The sequence below is a fragment of the Nocardiopsis deserti genome (assembly GCF_008638355.1).
Lineage (GTDB): Bacteria > Actinomycetota > Actinomycetes > Streptosporangiales > Streptosporangiaceae > Nocardiopsis > Nocardiopsis alborubida.
Genome location: NZ_VWVS01000014.1, coordinates 38,271 through 57,464, shown reverse-complemented (window position 1 = coordinate 57,464; position 19,194 = coordinate 38,271). Strand labels below are relative to the sequence as shown.

The window sequence follows — 19,194 nt, the reverse complement described above, 5'->3', positions numbered from 1 at the left end:
GGGACCATCCCCGCGTGCGCGGGGAGCACAGTCAACCACCTGCGAACTTACCAGTGGCAAGCGCCCATTTTTCCAACTTCCCAAAAAACAGACACCGACCCCATAAAACTCAAACGCCCCACGACTCCCCTAACGACCGTCAACCCCGTACGCCGCGAGGAACACCCGCACTCCCTCCTCCGCATGCTGGCACAGTTCCGCCTCCGCCGGAATGGCCTCGTCCCCCAGCAGCATCGCGCGGTTCACCGGCTCCGACATCACCAGCCAGTTGAAGTGGGACGCCGCCCGCAGAGGATCCTCCACCGCCAGTAGCCCCCTCTCCCCCAACCGGGCGAAGCTCTCAGCAAGCCCAGCGATCGCCCTCTGCGGCCCGCAGTCGTACAGCACCCGCGCCAGCTCCGGAAAACGCGCGACCTCGCCGATCACCATCCGCCTCAACTGCATCAACCGCGGCGTGAGCACCATCGTGAGCTGGCGGCGCGCGTAGTCCCGCAGGTAGGCCTCCACGTCCTCGACCCGGCCGGGCTCGGGCGTCTCGTCGCGCACGGTGTCCCCCGCACCCGAGGTCATACTGGTGACGATCTCGACGAACAACCCCTCCTTACTGCCGAAGTGCTTGTAGACCGTCTGCTTCGACACCTCCGACAGCGCGGCGATCTCGTCCATGTTCGTCCCGAGGTAGCCGCCTCTGAGGAAGACCTCCTCCGCAGCGCCCAGGATGGCCCGGCGCTTGCGGGCCGAGCGGCTCAGCCCCTCCTCCACTGGCGGGTTCACGCTGTTCAACACCTCGTCTTCGTCGTCCCGGGTTTCGTTTCGACCCTTTTGTCATATGGGTACTGTACGGTCTAGTTTCACAGCAAATACGGTACTGGACGGTCCAGTGTGAAACCGGACCGAACGCGGTAGCGCGTCAGAGGGAACGAGAAGCCACATGTACGTCAAGTTCGCCGAACTCCCCGTCTTCGACCAGGAGCGGGCCAAGGCCTTCTACACCGACCGCCTCGGCTGCACCGTGGTGACCGACGCGCCCATGTCCGACGACGGGTGGCGGTGGATCGAGCTCGGCTTCCCCGGCTCCCGGACCCACCTGCACTTCCAGCGCCGCGCGGACGGGAACCCGTCCGCCGAGCCGGTCATGGTCCTGGTGACGGAGGACGTCGAGGGCACGGTCGAGGCCCTGCGCGCCGAGGGAGTGGAGATCGTCACCGAACCGCAGGAGGCGATGTGGCAGCCGGGGGTCACGGCCGCCGAGTTCCGCGACAGCGAGGGCAACCGCATGGTGCTCAGCGACAGCTGACCGCCGGACACGGAAGAGGCAGGAGACGCAGACATGTCGCACCACTCGCACCACTCGCGCCACTCACCGGGCGCGCACACGCTGAAGGTTCCGGGCGCCAGGATCCACTACGAGGTCCGCGGTTCGGGCCCCGTGCTGCTGATGATTCCCGGCGGCCCGCAGGACGCGGGCGTCTACACCGCCCTGGCCGAGCACCTGTCCGACCGCTACACGACGGTGGCCTACGACCCCCGCGGCAACTCGCGCAGCACATTGGACGGCGAGCCCGAGGACCAGCGGGTGGAGGTGCACAGCGACGACGCCGCCAGGCTGGTCGCCGAACTGGGCGCGGGCCCGGCCTACGTGTTCGGCAACAGCGCGGGCGCCCAGATCGGGCTCGACATGGCCGTGCGCCACCCCGGGTCGGTCCGCGCGCTGCTCGCGCACGAGCCGCCCTGCCTCATGCTGCTCGACGACCCCTCCGAGGTGCTCGCCCGCGACCAGGACGTCTACGACACCTACCAGCGCGAGGGCGTGGAGGCGGCGATCGGCAAGTTCATGGCGATGAACGGCCTGGACGAGGAGGCCGAGGGAGCGCAGGAGGACGGCGGGCGCGAACCCGAGGGCGCGGCGACGGAGGGGCCCATGCACGAGGACCCCGAGACCTTCGAGCGGGTCAGCGGCAACTTCGCGTACTTCCTGGCCCACGGGCTGATGCCGCTGTCGCTGTACCAGCCCGACGTGGAGGCGCTGCGGGAAGGGAGTGTTCCGGTGACGGTGGGCCTGGGCGACGCCTCCGCCGGGCAGCCCATCCACGACATCGGGCTCGCGCTCGTCCGGCGCCTGGGCACGGAACCGGTCGCCTTCCCGGGTGACCACGTGGGCTTCGGTACCCATCCCCGCGCCTTCGCCGAGGCCCTGCACGGCGCTCTGGACGGCGCACCGAAGCAGCACTGACCGGAAGTGGCCAGGGCCGGAAGTGGTCGGGACCGCCCGCGGTCCCGACCACGCTCTCTTCCGACACCGGTCAGGGTTCCGGCCGCGCGGAGCCGGGCCGGGGCCTGACCCGTCCGCTCCGGCACGGTTCACGGCCCCGGACCACACCGCTCCGGCACGGTCCCCGCCCCGCGCGGGGCGGGGTGCCGGGCGCCGGGTTCAGTCCCGTCGGGCTCCCTCCGGCCAGATGACCTCCACCGGCACGCCCCTCCCCCGCGCCGCCTCGACCGCGTCCCCGGTCCCGCCCCTGCCGTCGGCGGGCTGGCCGTCCCAGACCGCGAACAGCAGCTCCACCCACTCCAGGACGGCCTCGTTGGCGTCCTCGTAGGCGGCGCGGTCCGCCCGCCGGTGCGGCATGTAGCGCACCAGCGAGGAGCTCACGAGCAGGTCGTCGAAACGGTCCAGGTTCGCGGGCTTGACCTTGGCCTCGCGGTAGTCGGCCGAGGGCAGCACGACCTCAAGTCTGCCCCCGACCTCCAGCACGGCCTCGGCGAAGAGCTGGTCCGCGCCGCGCGCCAGGCAGGAGACACCCACGAGCCCGTCGTCGGCGTGGGGACCGAGCGCCGCCACCAGAGCTTTGCGCACCAACGTGACGCTGTCGCCGGAAAGATTCGAATGACCGGTGATTCCGATTCGAGTCACGTCATCCCTTTCACATTTCGCTGATGGTGCAGCAGCGTATGTGATAACTCGTCGCGGACCTCGGCCACGTGCGGGTCGCGGTGGTGCGTGGCGGACTCGGTGTACCAATCGCGCAGGCGCCTGCGGACCCTGCCCGAACCCAGGGAGGGTTCGAGGGCCGCGGCCTGGCGCACCACCCGCGCGGCCTCGGCGGGCTCGTCGAGCAGCAGGTAGGTGCGGCCCAGCCCGATGAGGTCGAAGGCGCGTCCGCGCTTGCCCGAGGGGGCGCGCAGCTGGAGCGCCTTGGTGATGTAGGCGGCGGAGGACTCGGCGTGCCTGCGCCGGGCGCCCGGGTCCTCCTGGAGCACGGCCAGGTCGCGGTAGCGGGCGCCGACCACCCCGGCCAGTTCGGCGTGGTCGAAGCCGCCCACCCAGTCGGGCACGTCCTCCCCGTTCGCGCCCGCGAGGAGGTCCTCGGCCTGGATGACGGTGCGACGGTAGGCCTCCGACCTGCCCATCCGGGCGTAGGACCAGCCCTCGCGCGTGCGCAGCATCGCCCGGACGAGCGCGGGCGCTCCGGTGGAGTCCGCGCTGTCGAGCGCGAGGCGGGAGATGTCCAGGGCGTCCTCGGGCCGGTGCAGGTCGAGCATCTGCCGGGCCATGTCGGCCAGGACCCCGACACCGTAGGGGCGGTGCTCGGGCCCGGCCTGGTGGAGCGCGCGCAGGGAGAGGGTGTAGTACCGCTGCGCGGTGGGGTGGTCCCCGGCGTCGAAGGACATCGAGGCCACGGTCTTGGACAGCTCGGCCATCACCGCGAACAGCCGCCCCTGCACGGAGGCGGGCTGGGGGGTCTCCACGAGTTCGGACACCTCCGAGAGCTGTCCGACGACGGCCTTGCGCCGCACGCCCAGGCGCCATCTGTCGTTCCAGTGCCGCAGCGCCACGGTGGCGGCCTCGATCCGCCCCAGCTCGGCCTCTCCGATGGTGCCGCGGACCAGGCCGGGGGCGGCCGGGCCGGGCAGCAGCCAGTGTTCCAGCGTCTCCGTCAGTGCGGCGCCCATCAGGAGCGCGCCGCCGACCGCGAATGCGTCTCTGCGTTTCATCAGGTCCTTCAGCGTGATGTCGACGATGTCCTGCGCCGTTCTGGACGCGGACCATAAACCGTCTTCTTGCACCGAGGATTCTGTCCAGGAAACGCCCTTCGAATACTCGTCACCCGAATCCGCGAGGCCCAGGGTCCGGCGGGCCTCGGAGGGCATGGCAAGGCCGTCGGCGATGCGCTGCCACGTGTTCAGCGCGGTGACCAGGCGTCTTCCCGCCATGATCGCGCTCACGTGCGGCTGGGCCATGTCGACGGCGGAGCCGATCGTCTGCTGGCTGGCACCGGTGTGCTGGCGTACGAGCGAGAACAGGGCTCCGGCGTCGTGCTCGGCCAGCGAGCGCAGGACGTCGGCACGGGCCCAGAAAGCCCGTGACGGGGAAAGACGGGGACCGACCAGGGATTTCGTCATGCATACCGCCGGTGTATATCGGCACGGAATTCCGCCCTCGCGGACGAACGGCGTTACATCTTCCGTAGTAATCCTTACCCGGAAACCCCCGTCCCCGTAATGGACGCAAGACCCTGGTTCGTCCATGCCGGGAGCCCCCCGAGGAGAAGAGCGGTGACCTCCACCCCACAGGCAGGGCACGACGGCGACACGGGCCACGAGTCCGGAGCCGGTGTCGGTGCTGTTCACACGAGTGATTCACACGTCCGGCGGCGCGGAAGGCCCGTCCGGGCCGGGCGCCCCGAGTGCGTCAGGCGGTGCGGGAGATGCGGGAGGTGCGGCAGATGATCCCCCCGCACGAGAGGATGGTCGAACGCCTCGTCGAGGGCGGCCTGGCCGCGGAGTGGCGCGGGGCCTTCGCGGCGGTTCCGCGGCACCTGTTCCTGCCCGACGAGATCGCCGACCCCGACACGGGCGTGCCCGTCGACCGCTACCGCGGCGAACTGCGGTGGCTGGAGGCCGCCTACGCCGACGTCCCCGTCGTCACCCAGGTCGACGACGGAGCCCGCTACGGCCCCGGAGAGCCCACGTCCTCGTCCCCGGCGCCGTCCTCGGTGGCCGAGACGGTGCAGCGGCTGCGGGTCTCGCCGGGGATGCGGGTGCTGGAGGTGGGCACCGGCAGCGGGTACACCGCCGCCCTGCTCGCGCGCTTCCTGGGCGACGACGCCGTCACCTCCGTGGAGATCGACTTCGAACTGGCCGAACAGGCTCGGGTGCGGCTGATGAGCGCGGGGCTCACGCCGCTGGTGGTCAGCGGCGACGGCATGCGCGGCTGGGCGGGGCGCGCGCCCTACGACCGGGTGGTCAGCGCGGTGACGGTGCAGCGGGTCCCCTACGCCTGGGTGGCGCAGTGCCAGCCCGGCGGACGCGTCCTGACACCGTGGGGCACCGCCTTCCACCGCGGGGTGACGGCCGACCTCGTGGTCGGTCCGCACGGGACCGCGCACGGGAGGTTCACCGGGCACACCGACCGCATGTGGTCGCGCGCGGACCGGGCCCCGCGCCACCTGCTGGAGACCTACGTCCGGCCGGACGACGACGAGCACACCACGACGTGCTCCCGGCTGCACCCGGGAGAGGTGGTCGGCGACTCCGACGGGGCCTTCGCGGTGGGGTTGCAGATGCCCGACGTCCACCGGATCGTCCGGCTCGGGGGCGGACCCGAGGACCCGCGGTTCACGGTGTACCTGCTGGACTCCTCGACCTGGTCGTGGGCCTCCTGGCACATCGACCCCGGGCACCGGGACCAGGGCTACGAGGTGCGCCAGCACGGCCCCCGGAGGCTGTTCGACGAGTTGGAGGCGGCACACCTGCTGTGGGTGGAGGCGGGGCGTCCCGCGCACACCCGGTTCGGACTGACGGTGTCGGCCGAACACCAGCTGGTGTGGCTGGACGACGAGGCCACGATCTTCGCCGCCACGAGGTGAGGGGGCGGGCGGAGCGCCGGGCGGCCGGGGCCACGGCCTCCGGGGTCTCCGCCCTCACGAGGACACGAAGGCACGCGGACACGAGAGAACACGAGGACCCGACGAACCGTGGAGGCCGTTCCTGTGGGAACCGCCCGTGCGGCCGTCGCACGAACCGAGGAGAAGACAGATGACCGTCCTGCCACGACCACGGCGACCGATCGACCTGGACAGGCGCTGGAAGCGCCGCAGCTATCCCGCGAGCCTGGCCGCCATCCGCAGAGCCCGGGCCGACCTGCGCGCCGACCTGTCGCGGATCTCGGGCGCCGACGAGGAACTGGTCGCCGCCGTGGTGCTGTGCGCCAGCGAGATGCTGGCCAACACCATGGAACGGGTCCGGTCCGGCGGCAGCGGGGCGGAGGTGGTGCGCACACTCGTCCTGCGCCACGACCCCGGTGGGCAGCGTGTCCTGCGGTTGTCGGTGGCGGACCGGTGGATCCCGGGCGCCCTGGCCCGCGTGCCGGGTCCGGAGGCGGACCAGGACTGGCGGGAGCTCGCGCTGGGTCAGGGGCTTCTGCTCATCGGCCACTTCTCCGCGCGCTGGGGAGCCCGTCGGGCCGGTGCGCCGGGCGAGGACCGGGGCCGCGTGATCTGGGCGGAGTTCGACCTCGCGCCGCGGTGGAGCCTGCGCCGGGTGGCGGTGTAGGGGTGCGGGCCCCGGGTTGGAGCTGGGCCCGGGGCCGCGGGCCCTGAGCCGTTCAGCGGTGCTTCCTCCTCCCGGCCCGTTCCCCGCGCCGCCGCAGGCGACCCCTGCACCGGTCCTCCTCCCCGGCGGCGTAGGTTCCCCCGTCCAGTCGCGACGTGCTCCTCCGCCATGGGGCCCGGCACGTGAGCGGGGGCCGGGCGGCGGAGTCCCGTCCAGTTGCGCCCGGCGCCCGCGAAGCGCCGGCGGTAGACCGTTCCCATGTCATCTCGCACACATATCCACCAGCTACGTACCTGCCGTGTCCGGGCGATTCATCCGAGGACGGAACTCTCCCGGAGAAAATATTTTTCCCGCAGCCCGGAACCAGATCTAGCCCTTTCCCGTACAGGAACAGGACAGGACCCGCAACCCCCGAATTCCCAGAAAAAAACCGGGGCCTACCGAACCCGCCCAAGCTCACCGGAACAACGAAGAACCACCCTCGAAAACCCTCCCGCACGTCCGGAATCCGCACGATCACCACAGGCCACCTGACCTCCTGACTCCTGGGTTCACAGCCCCCAGAGGAAACATCCTCCTTCTTCTTTCACCAGGAGAAAAGGAGTTTTGCCGCGACATCCGACGGGAATGTTTCTTTCCCCTTTGCCCCGACCAGTACCCTGGAGCCCCCTTGTCCGTTCGAATATCAGGAGTAGGCGAATACCTGCCCACAGAAGAGGTTTCCAACGAGCGGATCTCAGAACACGCGGGAGTTTCCGCGGAATGGATAAGCCAGCGCACGGGGGTGCTGGCGCGCAGGCGCGCGGCCCCGGACGAGGCGACCTCGGACCTGGCCGCGCGGGCCTGCGAGCGTGCGCTGACCTCCGCCGGACTGCGGCCGGACCAGGTCGGGCTGATCGTCAGCGCCACGTCCCTGCCCGACGAGTTCGGCCCCTCGGTGGCCTGTCGGATCCAGAGCCGCATCGGCGCCCGCGACGCGGTCGCCATGGACGTGGGAGCCGCGTGCAGCGGATTCCTGTACGCGCTCGAGGTCGCGCGGTGCTGGCTGCACGCCAGGCCGGGCGCCCCGCCCGCCCTGGTGGTCGGAGCCGAGGTGTACTCGCGTTTCGTCGACCCCGCCGACCGGGCCACGGCCTCCCTCTTCGCGGACGGGGCCGGAGCCGTGGTGCTGACCTCGGGGGACGGCGGGGAGGGACTGTCCCCCCTCCGGCTGGGAGCCGACGGGTGGGGGGGCCGACCTGGTCGGGGTCTTCTCCGGGGGCACCCGGCGCCCGGCCTCCCCGGAAACCGTCGCCTCCGGCGGCCACACCATCCGTATGAACGGCAGGGCCATCAGCGAGTTCACCCTCCGTGTGCTGCCGCGCATGGTCCAGGAGTGCCTGGAGGAGCACGCCCTCGCCCTGGATGACATCGACCTGGTGGTATCGCACCAGCCGAACCCGCTGCTGCTGGCCAGGGCCTGCGCGCAGGCGGGAGTGCCCCCCGAACGGGTCCTCATCACCGGTGACCTCGTGGGCAACATCGGCGCCGGATCGGTGCCGTTCGGCCTTGCCCGGGCCGAGGCCACCGGACGCCTGCGCGAGGGGGACCGCGTCCTGCTCATGGCCTTCGGCGCCGGCATGACCTGGGGCTGCGGCCTGCTGACCTGGACCAGGACCGAACGCGGCCGCACCCGCGACGAAGAGGGAGGAGATCTCACATGAGCATCACGCAGGAGTTCCGCCTCGACGGTGCCAGGGCACTGATCACCGGTGCCTCCCAGGGCATCGGCCGGGCCACCGCCCTCGCGCTGGCCGAGGCGGGGGCGCACGTAGGGCTGTGCGCGCGCAACGGACCGGCCCTGGAGGAGGTGGCACGGGAGATCTCCGACCTCGGGCGCGAGGCCGTGGTCGTGCCCGGGGACCTGAGGGAACCGTCGACGGCCGCCAACGCCGTGGACGCGACCGCCGCGGCCCTGGGCGGGCTGGACCTGCTCGTGCACAACGCGGGCGGCCCCCACACCGACGCCGACGGGAGCATGGTCCTGCGCCCCGTCACCGAGACCTCGGACGAGGAGTGGCGGGGGGTCGTGGACCTCAACCTGCTGGCCGCAGTGCGACTGTGCCGCGCGGCCCACCCCCACCTGCGGCGCTCCGAACGCGCCTGCGTCCTGCTCATGTCCTCCGCGGCGGCGCTCGTCGCCGTTCCGGGCATGGAGTCCTACGGGGCGGTCAAGAGCGCCCTGCTCTCCTACACGCGCTCCCTGGCCGTGGCGTGGTCCGGGGACGGGATACGCGTCAACGCGCTGTGCCCCGGCTGGGTGCGCACCCAGCTCACCAGGCCCGTCCACGGGACCGAGGCCATGGCCGGGGCCGCCCTCACCAACGTGCCGATGCGCCGGTGGGGAGGGGTCGAGGACGTCACCGGCCCCGCCGTGTTCCTCTGCTCCCCGGCCGCGGCCTTCGTCACCGGCCAGTACCTGGCGGTGGACGGGGGCCTGTCGGCCTTCCCCGCCATGCCCCAGCCCGCGCCCCCTCAGGAGGCCCCGCATGAATGAACGGTTCTGGGTCGTCGGCGACGGGTTCCCCACGCCCCGGCTCCACCCCGAGATCAGAACCTACCGGGAGGTCCTCCACGCGCTCCGTACCGGCGAGCTGCGCGAGGGGTACCTGCTCCCCGCCCTCGGCGTCGGCCCCCGGGACTGGGAGTACCTGGACCAGGTCGTCGCGGAGGCGGGGCGGTCGCGGACCGTGTTCCTCGACGCCCCTCCTCCCGCGCCGCTCCCGCGCGCCGAGGTGCTCAAGACCATCCAGGAGAACGTGGTCATCGCACGGCCGCGGGTGAGCGGCCACACGGTCGGGTGCGACCTGGTGGTCGCCGACGGCAACGAGATCATGCACGACCACACCGCCGAGCGGCAGCACCTGCCGGGCATGCTGCTCATCGAGGCGGGTATCCAGGCCACGACCTGGGCCACCCGGGCCCTGTACCCCTCCGGGGAGGGGCGGCTCCCCCCGTACCCGGTCATGCACGAGTGCGCGTTCGACTTCGAGCGGTTCCTGTTCTGGCTGCCGGTCGAGGTCCGCGTCACCCTCGTACCCCAGGGGCCGGCCTCCGGCGACAGACGGCCGCTGCGCGCGGAGGTCTCCTACCTGCAACAGGGACATGTCGCCGCCACGGGACGCTTCTCCTTCCACGCCTTCGACCCTCCCGACATCCACCGCATAGAACAGACCCAGTCACGGAGGGTGATCGAAAGCGCCCGCGACGAGAGCCGGACCGCGTCCGGCTGAGGAGGACAGATGCCACCGACGACCACCGGGGAGCGCGACCGGCTCCGCGCGCTCCTGCACGGCGCGCCCCGCAGTGGGGCGGAGATCGCCGCCCTGTTCGACCACCCGGTCTTCGCGCCGGCCGACTTCTCCTCCGCGGAGGAGTTCCACCACCTCACCTACGAACGCCTGCGCGTCCTCAACGGGCGCATCGGCGGGGGCAGGCAGGCCCTGCGCTCGCCCGAACGACTCCTCGACGTGCTCGGGCACACCGCGGTGGTCGACCCTTCCCTCTTCCTCCGCGCGATGGTGCACTACGAGGTGTGCCTCAACGCCGCCCTCACCCTCGGCGACGACAACCCCGGTCTGCGCGAGGCCGTGGACCGGCTCGACGACCTCTCCTCGGTCGGCAGCGTCCTGATCACCGAGGTCGGGCGCGGCGGCAGCCACGTCTCCGTACGCACCCGGGCCGAGTACGACCCGAGCCTGCCCGGCTTCAGGATCACGACCCCCGAACCGGAGGACGCCAAGTTCATGGGCACGGTCGGGACCCCCGGGATCGCGCAGACGGGCCTGGTGTACGCACAGCTGTGCACCGGCGGCGGCCAGCACGGGGTCTTCCCCTTCCTGGTCGACATCAGCGACGAGCACGGACCCCGCCCCGGCGTACGGGTGACGCGCCTGCCCCACAGCGGTGTCTCCCCGCTGGACCACTGCCTGGTCTCCTTCCGGGACGCGCCCGTACCATTCGGCCGCTGGCTGCGGGACAGCGCCGGGATCTCCCCGCAGGGGCTCTTCGAGGAACCGCCCTCCCACCGGGGCGGACGGCTCACGCGTTCGCTGGCGGTCTCCTCCGCGGCCTCGGCGGCCGGCGCCACGGCCCTGGCGGCCGTGACCCGGGCGACCGCCGGCATCTCCTACCGGTACTCGCGGCACCGGGTCACGGTGAGCGCGCACGCCGGGGAGGTGCCCGTCATCGGCTACGGGATCCAGCAGGAGTCCGTGTACGGGGCGCTCGCCGCCGCCTACGCCACCACCTTCCTGGTCCGCGGCGCACGCGCCCGCGGCGGTCCGCCCCGGGTCGGACCGGAGGGCGGCGGACGAGACGGCGGGGCGGCGGCCTGGACCCCCTGGGCCTCGGTGAGCCGGGAGCTGTCCCTGGCCAAGACCGCGGCCACCGAGGCGGCGGAGAGGGCCTGTGCCGAGTCCCGGCGGCGCTGCGGCGCCCAGGGCGCCCTGGACGCCAACAGGATCTCCTCCTACGAGGCCCTCACCCACGTCTACAACAGCGCGGGCGGGGAGAACCGGCTCATCCTCCTGGACGTGGGGCGCGCACTGGTGCTGGAGGAGGACGGGGAGCGGCCCCGCCCGGAGCCTCCCCCGGGCCGCTCTCCGGGGGACCCGCGGATGTGGTCGTACCTGTTCGCCGAGGACGAGCGGCGCCTGCTCGCGCACGCCCGCTCCGTCCTCGGCGGCTCCGCCGGGGCAGCCGCGCCCCCGCGGCAGTGGGACAGGCACCTGTGGCTGCTGCTCGCGCTCGCCTCCGCGCACTCGCGGCGGGTGGCCTTCGAGTCCTTCGAGGAGGCCGCGGCCCCGCTCGCCGGGTCACCCGCCGGGGAACTCCTCTCGCCCCTGTTCGGGCTGTGGGCGCTCGACGCCATCGGCGACCGGGCGGCTGAGCACCTGGCCCACGGCAGCCTCACCCGCGAGGAGTACCTGGTCATGCTCGACCTGCGCCGGTCCCTGCTCGGCGAGGTCGACGCGGAGGCGCTAGTGGACGTACTCGACCTGCCGTTCGAACAGATCGGGGCGCCGATCGCGTTTCCCGACTACTCCCGTCGGCTGGGCGCGGACGGCCGCCCGTGACGGCCGCCTCGCCCGGAGCCGCGCGCCCTTCGCCCCCCGCCTCCGGCGAACGCCGGGCATCCTCCCCCGATCCGGAAAGGTGTCTCCCGTCACACACGCGGGTTGTTGAGTGTGCCGTGTCGGCATGGTTTCTCCTGGCCGTAGTTCATTCCGCGTCACCGAACACGAACGAGGGAAACGACATGGCACTGCCCGACCTGATCCCGGTCGAGGACTTCTTCGACCCGCCCCAGCGCTCTGGCGCGTCGATCTCGCCGGACGGCACCCGCCTCGCCTACCTGGCCCCGTGGAAGGACCGGCTCAACGTCTGGGTCCAAGGCCTCGACCCGACCGGGAACTTCGACGGAGAACCGCGCTGCGTGACCGCCGACGAGACCCGCAGCGTGCAGAGCTACCAGTGGACCGACGACCCGCGCTGGCTGCTCTACCTCCAGGACAGCGGCGGCGACGAGAACTGGCACCTGTTCCGGGTCGACCTGGACGCCGCCGAGCCCACCGCGGTGGACCTGACCCCCTTCCCCGGCGCACGGGTCGTCAGCTTCGAACCCTCCCGGCGGCGGCCGGGGAGGATGACCGTCTCGCTCAACGCCCGCGACGCCGCCGAGTTCGACCTGCACGAACTCGACGTGGCCACCGGCGAGCTCACCATGCTGGCCCAGAGCCCCGGCGCCGCGGGGATCTGGACGCGGGGCCGGGAGGGCGAGCTGCTCTCCACCACTCTCAACGAGAACAGCGACTTCGAGATCTCCCGTCACGACTCCGCGACGGACACCACGAGCAGCGTCCTGGTGTACGAGGGCGCCGACTATCCGCTGGGGGTCTTCCCGGCGCAGGTCACACCGGACGGGACCGGGATGTGGATCGGCTCCAGCCGGGGCGCCGACCGCACCCGCCTGGTGCGCGTGGACCTGTCCACGGGTGAGGAGAGCGAGGTGGACAGCCACCCGGTCTTCGACATCGACACGCGCGCGCAGGTCTCCGCCCTTCCCCCGCCGCTGATCCTCGACCACCGGGGTGAGCTGCTGGGCGTGCGCTACCTGGGCGAGCGTCAGGTCATCCATGCCCTGGACCCGCACTTCGCCGAGGTGCTGGCCGAGCTGGAGAAGCTGTCCGAGGGCGACCTGGGCGCGGTGTCCTGCGACGACAGCGGGCGGCGGTGGGTCGTGTCCTTCACCCACGACCGCGACCCGGACACGACCTGGTTCTACGACCACTCCACCGGCCAGTCCCGGCTGCTGTTCCGCCCCCAACCGCACCTGGACCCCGACGCGATGGCGCCGATGACGCCGGTCACCATCACCGCCCGGGACGGGCTGGAGCTGCCCTCCTACCTGACGCTGCCGGTGGGCGTGGAGCCGAAGGGCCTGCCGATGGTGCTGCTGGTGCACGGCGGCCCGTGGGCGAGGGACGCCTGGGGCTTCGACCCGACCGTCCAGCTGTGGGCCAACCGGGGCTACGCGGTGCTCCAGGTCAACTTCCGCGGCTCCAACGGGTTCGGCAAGGCCCACATGAAGGCCGCGATCGGCGAGTTCGCCGGGAGGATGCACGACGACCTCATCGACGCCGTGGACTGGGCCGTCGCGCAGGGCTACGCCGACCCGGACCGAGTGGCGATCTTCGGCGGCTCCTACGGCGGCTACGCCGCCCTGGTCGGGGTCACCTTCACCCCGGACCGCTTCGCCGCCGCCGTCGACTACGTCGGCATCTCCGACCTGGCCAACTTCATGCGCAACCAACCGGCGTTCGTGCGGCCCGTGCTGGCCAACAACTGGTACCGCTACGTCGGCGACCCGGCCGTCCCCGAGCAGGAGGCCGACATGCTGGCCCGCTCACCGATCAGCCGGGTGGACCGGATCACCACACCCCTGATGGTCGTCCAGGGGGCCAACGACGCCCGTGTGGTCAAGGCCGAGTCCGACAACATCGTCGCCGCGCTGCGCGAGCGCGGCGTGGACGTGGAGTACCTGCTCAAGGAGGACGAGGGACACGGGTTCGTCAACCCGGAGAACCAGCTCGACCTCCACCGCGCGGCCGAGCGCTTCCTCGCCCGCCACCTCGGCGGACGCCGGAACTGAGCCCGGCCGGGCCCTGGCCGCACGGGGGCGGCCGGGGCCCGGCCCCTCCACCGCGCCTCCCGGCCGGGCGGGACCGACGAGCGCGGGCCCCGGGTTGGAGCTGGGCCCGGGGCCGGGACAGGAGAGGCGGGGGCCCGAAGCGGTCCGGAGGACGGGCCCTGGCGGAGGGCGGGAGCGCGGTCGCGGACCGGTCCGGTGCCGGAGCGGGAACGAGCGCTGACCGGGAGCGGACCTGACCGGGGAAGGGTCGGTCAGGCCTGACCGTCGCCCATCGCGTACCCGCTGGCCCCCTTACGCACCCGCTGGCCGCCGACGCACGGCGGTCGTGTAGGAAGGACCGCGTGACGAGTCCTGGGGCCGCCCCCTACCGCGCGTTCGCGGAACACATGATCGAGATCCCCGCCGGAGAGATCGTCCTGCGGGACGAGGGAACGAGGACGGACTGGAAGGTCGGGGTCGACGCCTTCCGGCTGGCGCCGTGTCCTGTGACCCGCGATCTGTACGCCGCCGTCATGGGCGGGGTGTTCGGGAACACCGGGGTTCGCGGAACGCGTGAGGCCGATGGAGCGTCCGCGGGTGTCGCAGGTGCGGCTGGTGCCGTGGGCACAGCGGGCGCGGCGGGTGTCACCGACGCGGCTGGTGCTGCGGGTGGGTCAGGCGTCGCGAACGAGGCGGACACTGCGGGCGCCGCCGGACCGAGGACGCCGGTGACCGAGGTCTCCTGGCTGGACGCCGTCCGGTTCTGCAACCTGCTCTCGCGGGCCGAGGGGCTCCAACCCTGCTACTCCGGTGGCGACGACCCCGACGCGCTGGACGTGGCCTGCGACTGGAACGCCGGGGGCTACCGCCTGCCGTCCGAGGCGGAGTGGGAGTACGCGTGCCGGGCGGGGAGCTCCGGCGTTCGCTACGGAGAACTCGACGACATCGGTTGGCACCGGGCCAACTCCGGCGACGGGGCGCGTGACGTCGCGACGCGGGCGCCCAACGCCTGGGGGCTGTACGACACGATCGGCAACGTGTGGGAGTGGTGCTGGGACGTCTACGACCCCGCGGTCTACGGCCCGTACCGCGTGTTCCGCGGCGGGGGGTGGAACGACCATCCCCGGGGCTGCCGGGCGTCGTGCCGCCGCAAGAGCCACCCGACCCTGCGCGTCGACGACCTGGGATTCCGGCTCGCACGGTCGCTGTGAACCGGGGCCGTGCGTCCGGTTGACGCGGGCCGAGAGCCGCGTGCCCGGCCGTGGATCTCCACGGCCGGGCACGCGAGGACCGAGCACCGGAAACCGGTGCACGGGGCACTTCCAAGGAATACGGTCTAGGCCGGGCGGCGGGGACCGCGGCGGCGCGAGGCCGACCCGCCGCGCGAAGCCGATCCGCCACGCGGGGCCGACCCGCGCGGAGCCGATCCGCGACCGCCCTGGCGGCGCGGCTCCTCCCGCGGACCGCTGGGCAGGGTCACCGGGACCCCGGAGGGCTCCCGGGCGCCGGTCACCCGGGCCAGCTCGGGGTCGCCCGCACTCACCTGGGCGACCTGCGCGTCGATCCGGGCCCGCTGCATCAGCCTGGCCATGTCACGGCGCTCGTTGGGCAGCACGAGCGTGACCACGCTGCCCGTCTCGCCCGCGCGGGCGGTGCGTCCGCCCCGGTGCAGGTAGTCCTTGTGGTCCGTGGGCGGGTCGATGTTGACCACCAGGTCCAGCCCGTCCACGTGGATGCCGCGCGCGGCGACGTTGGTGGCCACCAGCGCGGTCACCGTGCCCTCCTTGAACTGCTTGAGGGTGCGGGTGCGCTGGGGCTGGGACCGACCGCCGTGCAGCGGTGCCGCCCGGACGCCGCTGTTGAGCAGGTGCTTGGCCATCCGGTCCACGGCGTGCTTGGTGTCCAGGAACAGGATGACCTGCCCGTCGCGGGCCGCGATGTGGGTGGCGGTGGTCTGCTTGTCGATGTGCGACACGTGCAGGACGTGGTGCTCCATGGTGGAGACGGCGCCCTCGGACGGGTCGACCGAGTGGACCACCGGGTCGTTCAGGAACCGGCGGACCAGGGTGTCGACGTTGCGGTCCAGGGTGGCCGAGAACAGCATGCGCTGTCCCCCTGCGGGCACCTCCGTCAGGATCGCGGTGACCTGCGGCATGAAGCCCATGTCGGTCATCTGGTCGGCCTCGTCCAGGACGGTGACGTCCACCTGGTCCAGGACGCAGTCGCCGCGCTCCATCAGGTCGCGCAGGCGACCCGGGGTGGCCACGACCAGCTCCACGCCCTGGCGCAGGGCGCGGGCCTGACGGCTGATGGGCATGCCGCCCACCACGGTCGTCGTGCGCACGCGCAGCGAACGGGCGTAGGGGGCGAGCGAGTCGTTCACCTGCTGGGCGAGTTCGCGGGTCGGTGCGAGCACCACGGCCAGGGGGCGGTGGGGGTCGGCCACGCGGCCCTCCAACCGGGCGAGCAGCGCCAGCCCGAAGGCCAGGGTCTTGCCCGACCCGGTCTGGCTGCGGCCCAGGACGTCGCGCCCGGCCAGCGAGTTGGGCAGCGTCGCCGCCTGGATGGCCGACGGTGTGGTCAGGCCCTGGCGGGCCAGCGTCGACTTCAGCGGCGCGGGCATCTCCAGGTCCTGGAAGGCGTGGACCGGGTCGAGCGCGGGGGTGGTGGAGACGGGGAGCGCGAACTCTCCGGAGGAGCGTCCTGCCTGGCGTCCGCCGAAGCCGCCGCGCTGGGGGCGGCCACCGGACTGGTGGGGGCGCTGACGGCCGTAGCTGCCGGAGGGACGGCCGCGACGCGCGTTGGTGCGAGGTTGGTTCATATGGGGCCTTTCGCCGCCGACGCGTGCCTGGCGGGAAGCCCTCGGGGGGCTTCGGCGTGTGACACCGGGTGTGCGCCGGAAAGAGTCTTGGATCCACGGCCAGCACGGAGAACCCGGGGTCGTGGCAGAGGACCGGACCAGCGCCTGTCGGAGAACGACGGCCAGAAGAGCGGTCCGGGAAAAGCAAAACCGGGGAGGGGCCGCCGCCGCGAGGGCGGGCCCCTGCCCCGGAAGGAGTCTCAGCTCAGTCAGATCAGGGTGATGTTGTCGGCCTGAAGGCCCTTGGCACCCTGGGTGACGTCGAAGTCCACGGCCTGGCCCTCCGCGAGCTCGCGGTAGCCGTTGGCCTGGATGGCGGAGTAGTGGGCGAAGACGTCGGGGCCGCCGCCGTCCTGCTCGATGAAGCCGAAGCCCTTTTCGCCGTTGAACCACTTGACCTTGCCGGTCGCCATGGGTGTTCCTCTCGTTCGGGAGTATGAAGAAAACCGCGGTCTGACGATTTTCCCGTCACTGCGGCAATAACCCGAAAAAGATGTACATCCAACGGGAATCACGACTGCAACTCCACTGAATCTAGCACACCTTCCTCCCTGTGCCACAGAAACACCGTGTGTCACATGGCACCGAAAAACGTGGTAACGATCCGCCCGCAGAAGGCGTTGAACGGGCTCCCGTACACACGGTCGGGTCCGACACGCGGGTCACTCCGCTTACATGGGAATGATGCGCCTTACCAGCGGACATGCCAGCGGCAGGCTCCCACTCCCCCGGTTTCCCGCACTCCGGACACGGGCTCGTCTCCCCTGCGAGCGCCGACGGCCGCCCGTGCGCCCCGTCACCGCCTCAACGGCGCGGGGACAGCACGGCGGGCAGCCCGAAATGCCGGAAGAGCGCGGTGTCGAAGAACATCACCGTGTGGGCGACCGCGCCTCCCCCGGGCGCCAGCTCCAGTACCTGGATCCCGAACGCCCGGTGGGCGCCGTCGCCGCCCCGCATGTACAGCGCGAAGGCGGGCTGCCCGTTGGCGGCGGTCGGCACCAGCGCCAGGTCGCCCGGGCCCCTGGCCGGGCAGTGGGCGGCGATGAGGCGGCCGATGTGCTCGGCGCCGCGCACCCACGTGGCGAAGGGCGGCATCTCGAACACCGCGTCGGCGGTGAACAGCTCGGTGATCGCCGAGATGTCGTAGGACTCGAACGCGGTAACGTACCGGGTCAGGACCTCGCGCTGCTCCGGCCGGGGCTCGGCGACCTCCTCCTCGGTGGGGGTCACCCGGGCCAGCTGGGCGCGGGCCCGCTGGAGCAGGCTGTTGACCGCGGGGACGGAGACACCGAGGGTGTCGGCGACCTCGGCCGCGCTGTAGCGCAGCACGTCGCGCAGGATCAGCACCGCCCGCTGCTTGGGTTGCAGGTACTGGAGCGCCGCGACCAGGGCCAGGCGCACGCTCTCGCGCGCGGCCACGACCGCGCCGGGGTCGTCCGCGCCGACCAGGACGTCGGGCACCGGCTCCAGCCAGGGCAGCTCCGGGCGGTCGGCGAGTTCGCCCTCGGGCTCGGCCGTGGGTCCGCCGAGCCCGGTGGGCAGGGGCCGCCGCTGACGCTTGTCCAGGGCGGTCAGGCAGGCCGTGGTGGCGATCCGGTGGAGCCAGGTGCGCAGGCTGGAGCGGCCCTCGAACCGGTCGTAGGCCCTCCAGGCGCGCAGGTAGGTCTCCTGCACCAGGTCCTCGGCGTCGTGCACCGACCCCAGCATGCGGTAGCAGTGCGCGAACAGCTCGCGCCGGTAGGGGTCGGCGAGACTCATGAAGTCCTGGTCGGACGCGTGTTCCACCACGACCGTCACGTTACGCCTCCTGTATGACAGAACACACGTTCCCGAACGGGTCGGCGAACCACGCCACCGTCGGGACGCCCCGCGAGATCCCCTTTCCGTCCTGGTCGAAGCCCTCGTAGCGGAGCATCCCGACGCCGCGGCGGGCGAGCTCGTCCACGACGGCGTCGATGTCGTCCACGGGCAGGTTGAGGACGGTGAAGTCCGCGGGCTCGTGGTCGGGCTTGGGGTAGACGAGGATCGCCCGCCCCTCCCCCAGGTCGATGCTGAGCAGGTCGTGCTCCTCCATGCCCTCGACGGGCCCGACCGCGAGCCCGAGGGTGGTGCCGTAGAACTCCCTGGCCCGCTCGGGGTCGGGGACGGCGAAGGAGCCGAAGGCCCTGGTGGTGTCGAACACGGTCTTCTCCCTAGCTCTCGCGCGCCATGGCGGCGCGGTGCTCGTCGCTGAGCTGGATGATCTGGACGTGGTTGCCGTCGGGGTCGACGGCGGTGCCGAACAGGCTGCCGTCGCGGTCCTCCAGGGGCGCCAGCCACCCGGTGCCCCGCGCGTCCACGCGGGCGGCGACGGCGCGGGCGTCGTCCACGTCGACGTTGAGGATCATGCGCGTCGGGTCGCCCGCCTTGGGGGCGACGTCGTCCCGGCGGTCGATGAGCAGGTGGAAGGTCCCCAGGCGCAGGACGCGGTAGCCGTCCATGTCGACGTCGTCCTGCGGGGAGAGGACGTCGGCGTACCAGTCGTGCAGGCGGTCGGGGTCGGTGGTGGCGAGCAGCATGCCGTCGAGGTTGGGGCGTTCCATGGTCTCCTCCGTCAGTTGTCAGGTGG

At 72.1% G+C, this 19,194-nt stretch carries 19 protein-coding genes; 11 read left to right on the top strand and 8 right to left on the bottom strand.

Annotated features, from left to right (window positions below; translation table 11 throughout):
- Nucleotides 1–129: 129 nt before the first annotated feature.
- Nucleotides 130–774: a TetR/AcrR family transcriptional regulator gene (locus tag FYW99_RS18790; RefSeq protein ID WP_223839212.1), complete on the bottom strand. Its 645-nt coding sequence runs from the start codon at nucleotides 772–774 to the stop codon at nucleotides 130–132.
- 157 nt (nucleotides 775–931) lie between these two features.
- Between FYW99_RS18790 and FYW99_RS18785 the strand changes: the two genes are divergently transcribed.
- Both FYW99_RS18785 and FYW99_RS18780 read left to right on the top strand, forming a co-directional pair.
- Complete coding sequence (locus tag FYW99_RS18785; RefSeq protein WP_150253342.1) at nucleotides 932–1,297, top strand: VOC family protein; 366 nt, start codon at nucleotides 932–934, stop codon at nucleotides 1,295–1,297.
- Between the two features lie 33 nt (nucleotides 1,298–1,330).
- Nucleotides 1,331–2,233 (top strand): alpha/beta fold hydrolase, encoded by a 903-nt coding sequence (locus FYW99_RS18780; RefSeq protein WP_150253341.1) that lies wholly within the window; start codon nucleotides 1,331–1,333, stop codon nucleotides 2,231–2,233.
- A gap of 198 nt (nucleotides 2,234–2,431) precedes the next feature.
- Here the strand turns inward: FYW99_RS18780 and FYW99_RS18775 are convergent, their stop codons facing one another.
- Nucleotides 2,432–2,914, bottom strand: a complete 483-nt coding sequence (locus tag FYW99_RS18775) for a hypothetical protein (RefSeq protein WP_150253340.1) — start codon at nucleotides 2,912–2,914, stop codon at nucleotides 2,432–2,434.
- Entirely contained in the window at nucleotides 2,911–4,404 is a 1,494-nt protein-coding gene (locus FYW99_RS18770; RefSeq protein WP_150253339.1) for a hypothetical protein, read from the bottom strand. Before FYW99_RS18770 ends, FYW99_RS18775 begins: the two co-directional genes overlap by 4 nt.
- Nucleotides 4,405–4,727: 323 nt before the next feature.
- On the opposite strand from FYW99_RS18770, the gene FYW99_RS18765 reads away from it, so the two are divergent.
- From FYW99_RS18765 to FYW99_RS18730, 9 genes are all read left to right on the top strand, one after another.
- Nucleotides 4,728–5,870 carry a methyltransferase domain-containing protein gene (locus tag FYW99_RS18765; RefSeq protein WP_150253338.1) on the top strand — a complete coding sequence of 381 codons (1,143 nt, stop codon included), beginning with the start codon at nucleotides 4,728–4,730 and terminating at the stop codon, nucleotides 5,868–5,870.
- 169 nt (nucleotides 5,871–6,039) lie between these two features.
- Entirely contained in the window at nucleotides 6,040–6,555 is a 516-nt protein-coding gene (locus tag FYW99_RS18760; RefSeq protein ID WP_150253337.1) for an ATP-binding protein, read from the top strand.
- Between the two features lie 985 nt (nucleotides 6,556–7,540).
- Nucleotides 7,541–7,963 carry a hypothetical protein gene (locus FYW99_RS18755; protein WP_317847003.1) on the top strand — a complete coding sequence of 141 codons (423 nt, stop codon included), beginning with the start codon at nucleotides 7,541–7,543 and terminating at the stop codon, nucleotides 7,961–7,963.
- Nucleotides 7,872–8,258 (top strand): 3-oxoacyl-ACP synthase III family protein, encoded by a 387-nt coding sequence (locus FYW99_RS32410; protein ID WP_223839209.1) that lies wholly within the window; start codon nucleotides 7,872–7,874, stop codon nucleotides 8,256–8,258. The genes FYW99_RS18755 and FYW99_RS32410 overlap by 92 nt, the downstream gene beginning before the upstream one ends.
- A complete protein-coding gene (locus tag FYW99_RS18750) occupies nucleotides 8,255–9,091 on the top strand; it encodes an SDR family NAD(P)-dependent oxidoreductase (RefSeq protein ID WP_150253336.1) in 837 nt (278 codons plus the stop codon). Before FYW99_RS32410 ends, FYW99_RS18750 begins: the two co-directional genes overlap by 4 nt.
- On the top strand, nucleotides 9,084–9,827 hold the full coding sequence (locus FYW99_RS18745; RefSeq protein WP_150253335.1) for an AfsA-related hotdog domain-containing protein: 744 nt from the start codon (nucleotides 9,084–9,086) through the stop codon (nucleotides 9,825–9,827). Before FYW99_RS18750 ends, FYW99_RS18745 begins: the two co-directional genes overlap by 8 nt.
- 9 nt (nucleotides 9,828–9,836) lie before the next feature.
- Nucleotides 9,837–11,672: an acyl-CoA dehydrogenase family protein gene (locus FYW99_RS18740; RefSeq protein ID WP_150253334.1), complete on the top strand. Its 1,836-nt coding sequence runs from the start codon at nucleotides 9,837–9,839 to the stop codon at nucleotides 11,670–11,672.
- Nucleotides 11,673–11,854: 182 nt separating this feature from the next.
- Nucleotides 11,855–13,747 (top strand): S9 family peptidase, encoded by a 1,893-nt coding sequence (locus FYW99_RS18735; protein WP_150253333.1) that lies wholly within the window; start codon nucleotides 11,855–11,857, stop codon nucleotides 13,745–13,747.
- A 386-nt stretch (nucleotides 13,748–14,133) separates the two neighbouring features.
- Complete coding sequence (locus FYW99_RS18730; RefSeq protein WP_150253557.1) at nucleotides 14,134–14,937, top strand: formylglycine-generating enzyme family protein; 804 nt, start codon at nucleotides 14,134–14,136, stop codon at nucleotides 14,935–14,937.
- A 125-nt stretch (nucleotides 14,938–15,062) separates the two neighbouring features.
- On the opposite strand, the gene FYW99_RS18725 is transcribed toward FYW99_RS18730, so the two are convergent.
- The 5 genes from FYW99_RS18725 to FYW99_RS18705 form a co-directional block, all read right to left on the bottom strand.
- Nucleotides 15,063–16,547, bottom strand: coding sequence for a DEAD/DEAH box helicase (locus FYW99_RS18725; protein WP_150253332.1), 1,485 nt, complete (start codon nucleotides 16,545–16,547; stop codon nucleotides 15,063–15,065).
- Between the two features lie 248 nt (nucleotides 16,548–16,795).
- A complete protein-coding gene (locus FYW99_RS18720) occupies nucleotides 16,796–16,999 on the bottom strand; it encodes a cold-shock protein (protein ID WP_061080081.1) in 204 nt (67 codons plus the stop codon).
- Between the two features lie 391 nt (nucleotides 17,000–17,390).
- Nucleotides 17,391–18,383, bottom strand: coding sequence for a sigma-70 family RNA polymerase sigma factor (locus tag FYW99_RS18715; RefSeq protein ID WP_150253331.1), 993 nt, complete (start codon nucleotides 18,381–18,383; stop codon nucleotides 17,391–17,393).
- Between the two features lies 1 nt (nucleotide 18,384).
- Nucleotides 18,385–18,768, bottom strand: a complete 384-nt coding sequence (locus FYW99_RS18710) for a VOC family protein (protein ID WP_150253330.1) — start codon at nucleotides 18,766–18,768, stop codon at nucleotides 18,385–18,387.
- A 10-nt stretch (nucleotides 18,769–18,778) separates the two neighbouring features.
- Nucleotides 18,779–19,168 (bottom strand): VOC family protein, encoded by a 390-nt coding sequence (locus FYW99_RS18705; RefSeq protein ID WP_061080084.1) that lies wholly within the window; start codon nucleotides 19,166–19,168, stop codon nucleotides 18,779–18,781.
- Nucleotides 19,169–19,194: the final 26 nt, after the last annotated feature.

Coding starts and splice junctions, on each gene's coding strand:
- FYW99_RS18785 (WP_150253342.1), top strand. CDS start 932: ATGTACGTCAAGTTCGCCGAACTCCCCGTCTTCGACCAGGAGCGGGCC.
- FYW99_RS18780 (WP_150253341.1), top strand. CDS start 1,331: ATGTCGCACCACTCGCACCACTCGCGCCACTCACCGGGCGCGCACACG.
- FYW99_RS18770 (WP_150253339.1), bottom strand. CDS start 4,404: ATGACGAAATCCCTGGTCGGTCCCCGTCTTTCCCCGTCACGGGCTTTC.
- FYW99_RS18765 (WP_150253338.1), top strand. CDS start 4,728: ATGATCCCCCCGCACGAGAGGATGGTCGAACGCCTCGTCGAGGGCGGC.
- FYW99_RS18760 (WP_150253337.1), top strand. CDS start 6,040: ATGACCGTCCTGCCACGACCACGGCGACCGATCGACCTGGACAGGCGC.
- FYW99_RS18755 (WP_317847003.1), top strand. CDS start 7,541: ATGGACGTGGGAGCCGCGTGCAGCGGATTCCTGTACGCGCTCGAGGTC.
- FYW99_RS32410 (WP_223839209.1), top strand. CDS start 7,872: ATGAACGGCAGGGCCATCAGCGAGTTCACCCTCCGTGTGCTGCCGCGC.
- FYW99_RS18750 (WP_150253336.1), top strand. CDS start 8,255: ATGAGCATCACGCAGGAGTTCCGCCTCGACGGTGCCAGGGCACTGATC.
- FYW99_RS18745 (WP_150253335.1), top strand. CDS start 9,084: ATGAATGAACGGTTCTGGGTCGTCGGCGACGGGTTCCCCACGCCCCGG.
- FYW99_RS18740 (WP_150253334.1), top strand. CDS start 9,837: ATGCCACCGACGACCACCGGGGAGCGCGACCGGCTCCGCGCGCTCCTG.
- FYW99_RS18735 (WP_150253333.1), top strand. CDS start 11,855: ATGGCACTGCCCGACCTGATCCCGGTCGAGGACTTCTTCGACCCGCCC.
- FYW99_RS18730 (WP_150253557.1), top strand. CDS start 14,134: ATGATCGAGATCCCCGCCGGAGAGATCGTCCTGCGGGACGAGGGAACG.
- FYW99_RS18725 (WP_150253332.1), bottom strand. CDS start 16,547: ATGAACCAACCTCGCACCAACGCGCGTCGCGGCCGTCCCTCCGGCAGC.
- FYW99_RS18720 (WP_061080081.1), bottom strand. CDS start 16,999: ATGGCGACCGGCAAGGTCAAGTGGTTCAACGGCGAAAAGGGCTTCGGC.
- FYW99_RS18705 (WP_061080084.1), bottom strand. CDS start 19,168: ATGGAACGCCCCAACCTCGACGGCATGCTGCTCGCCACCACCGACCCC.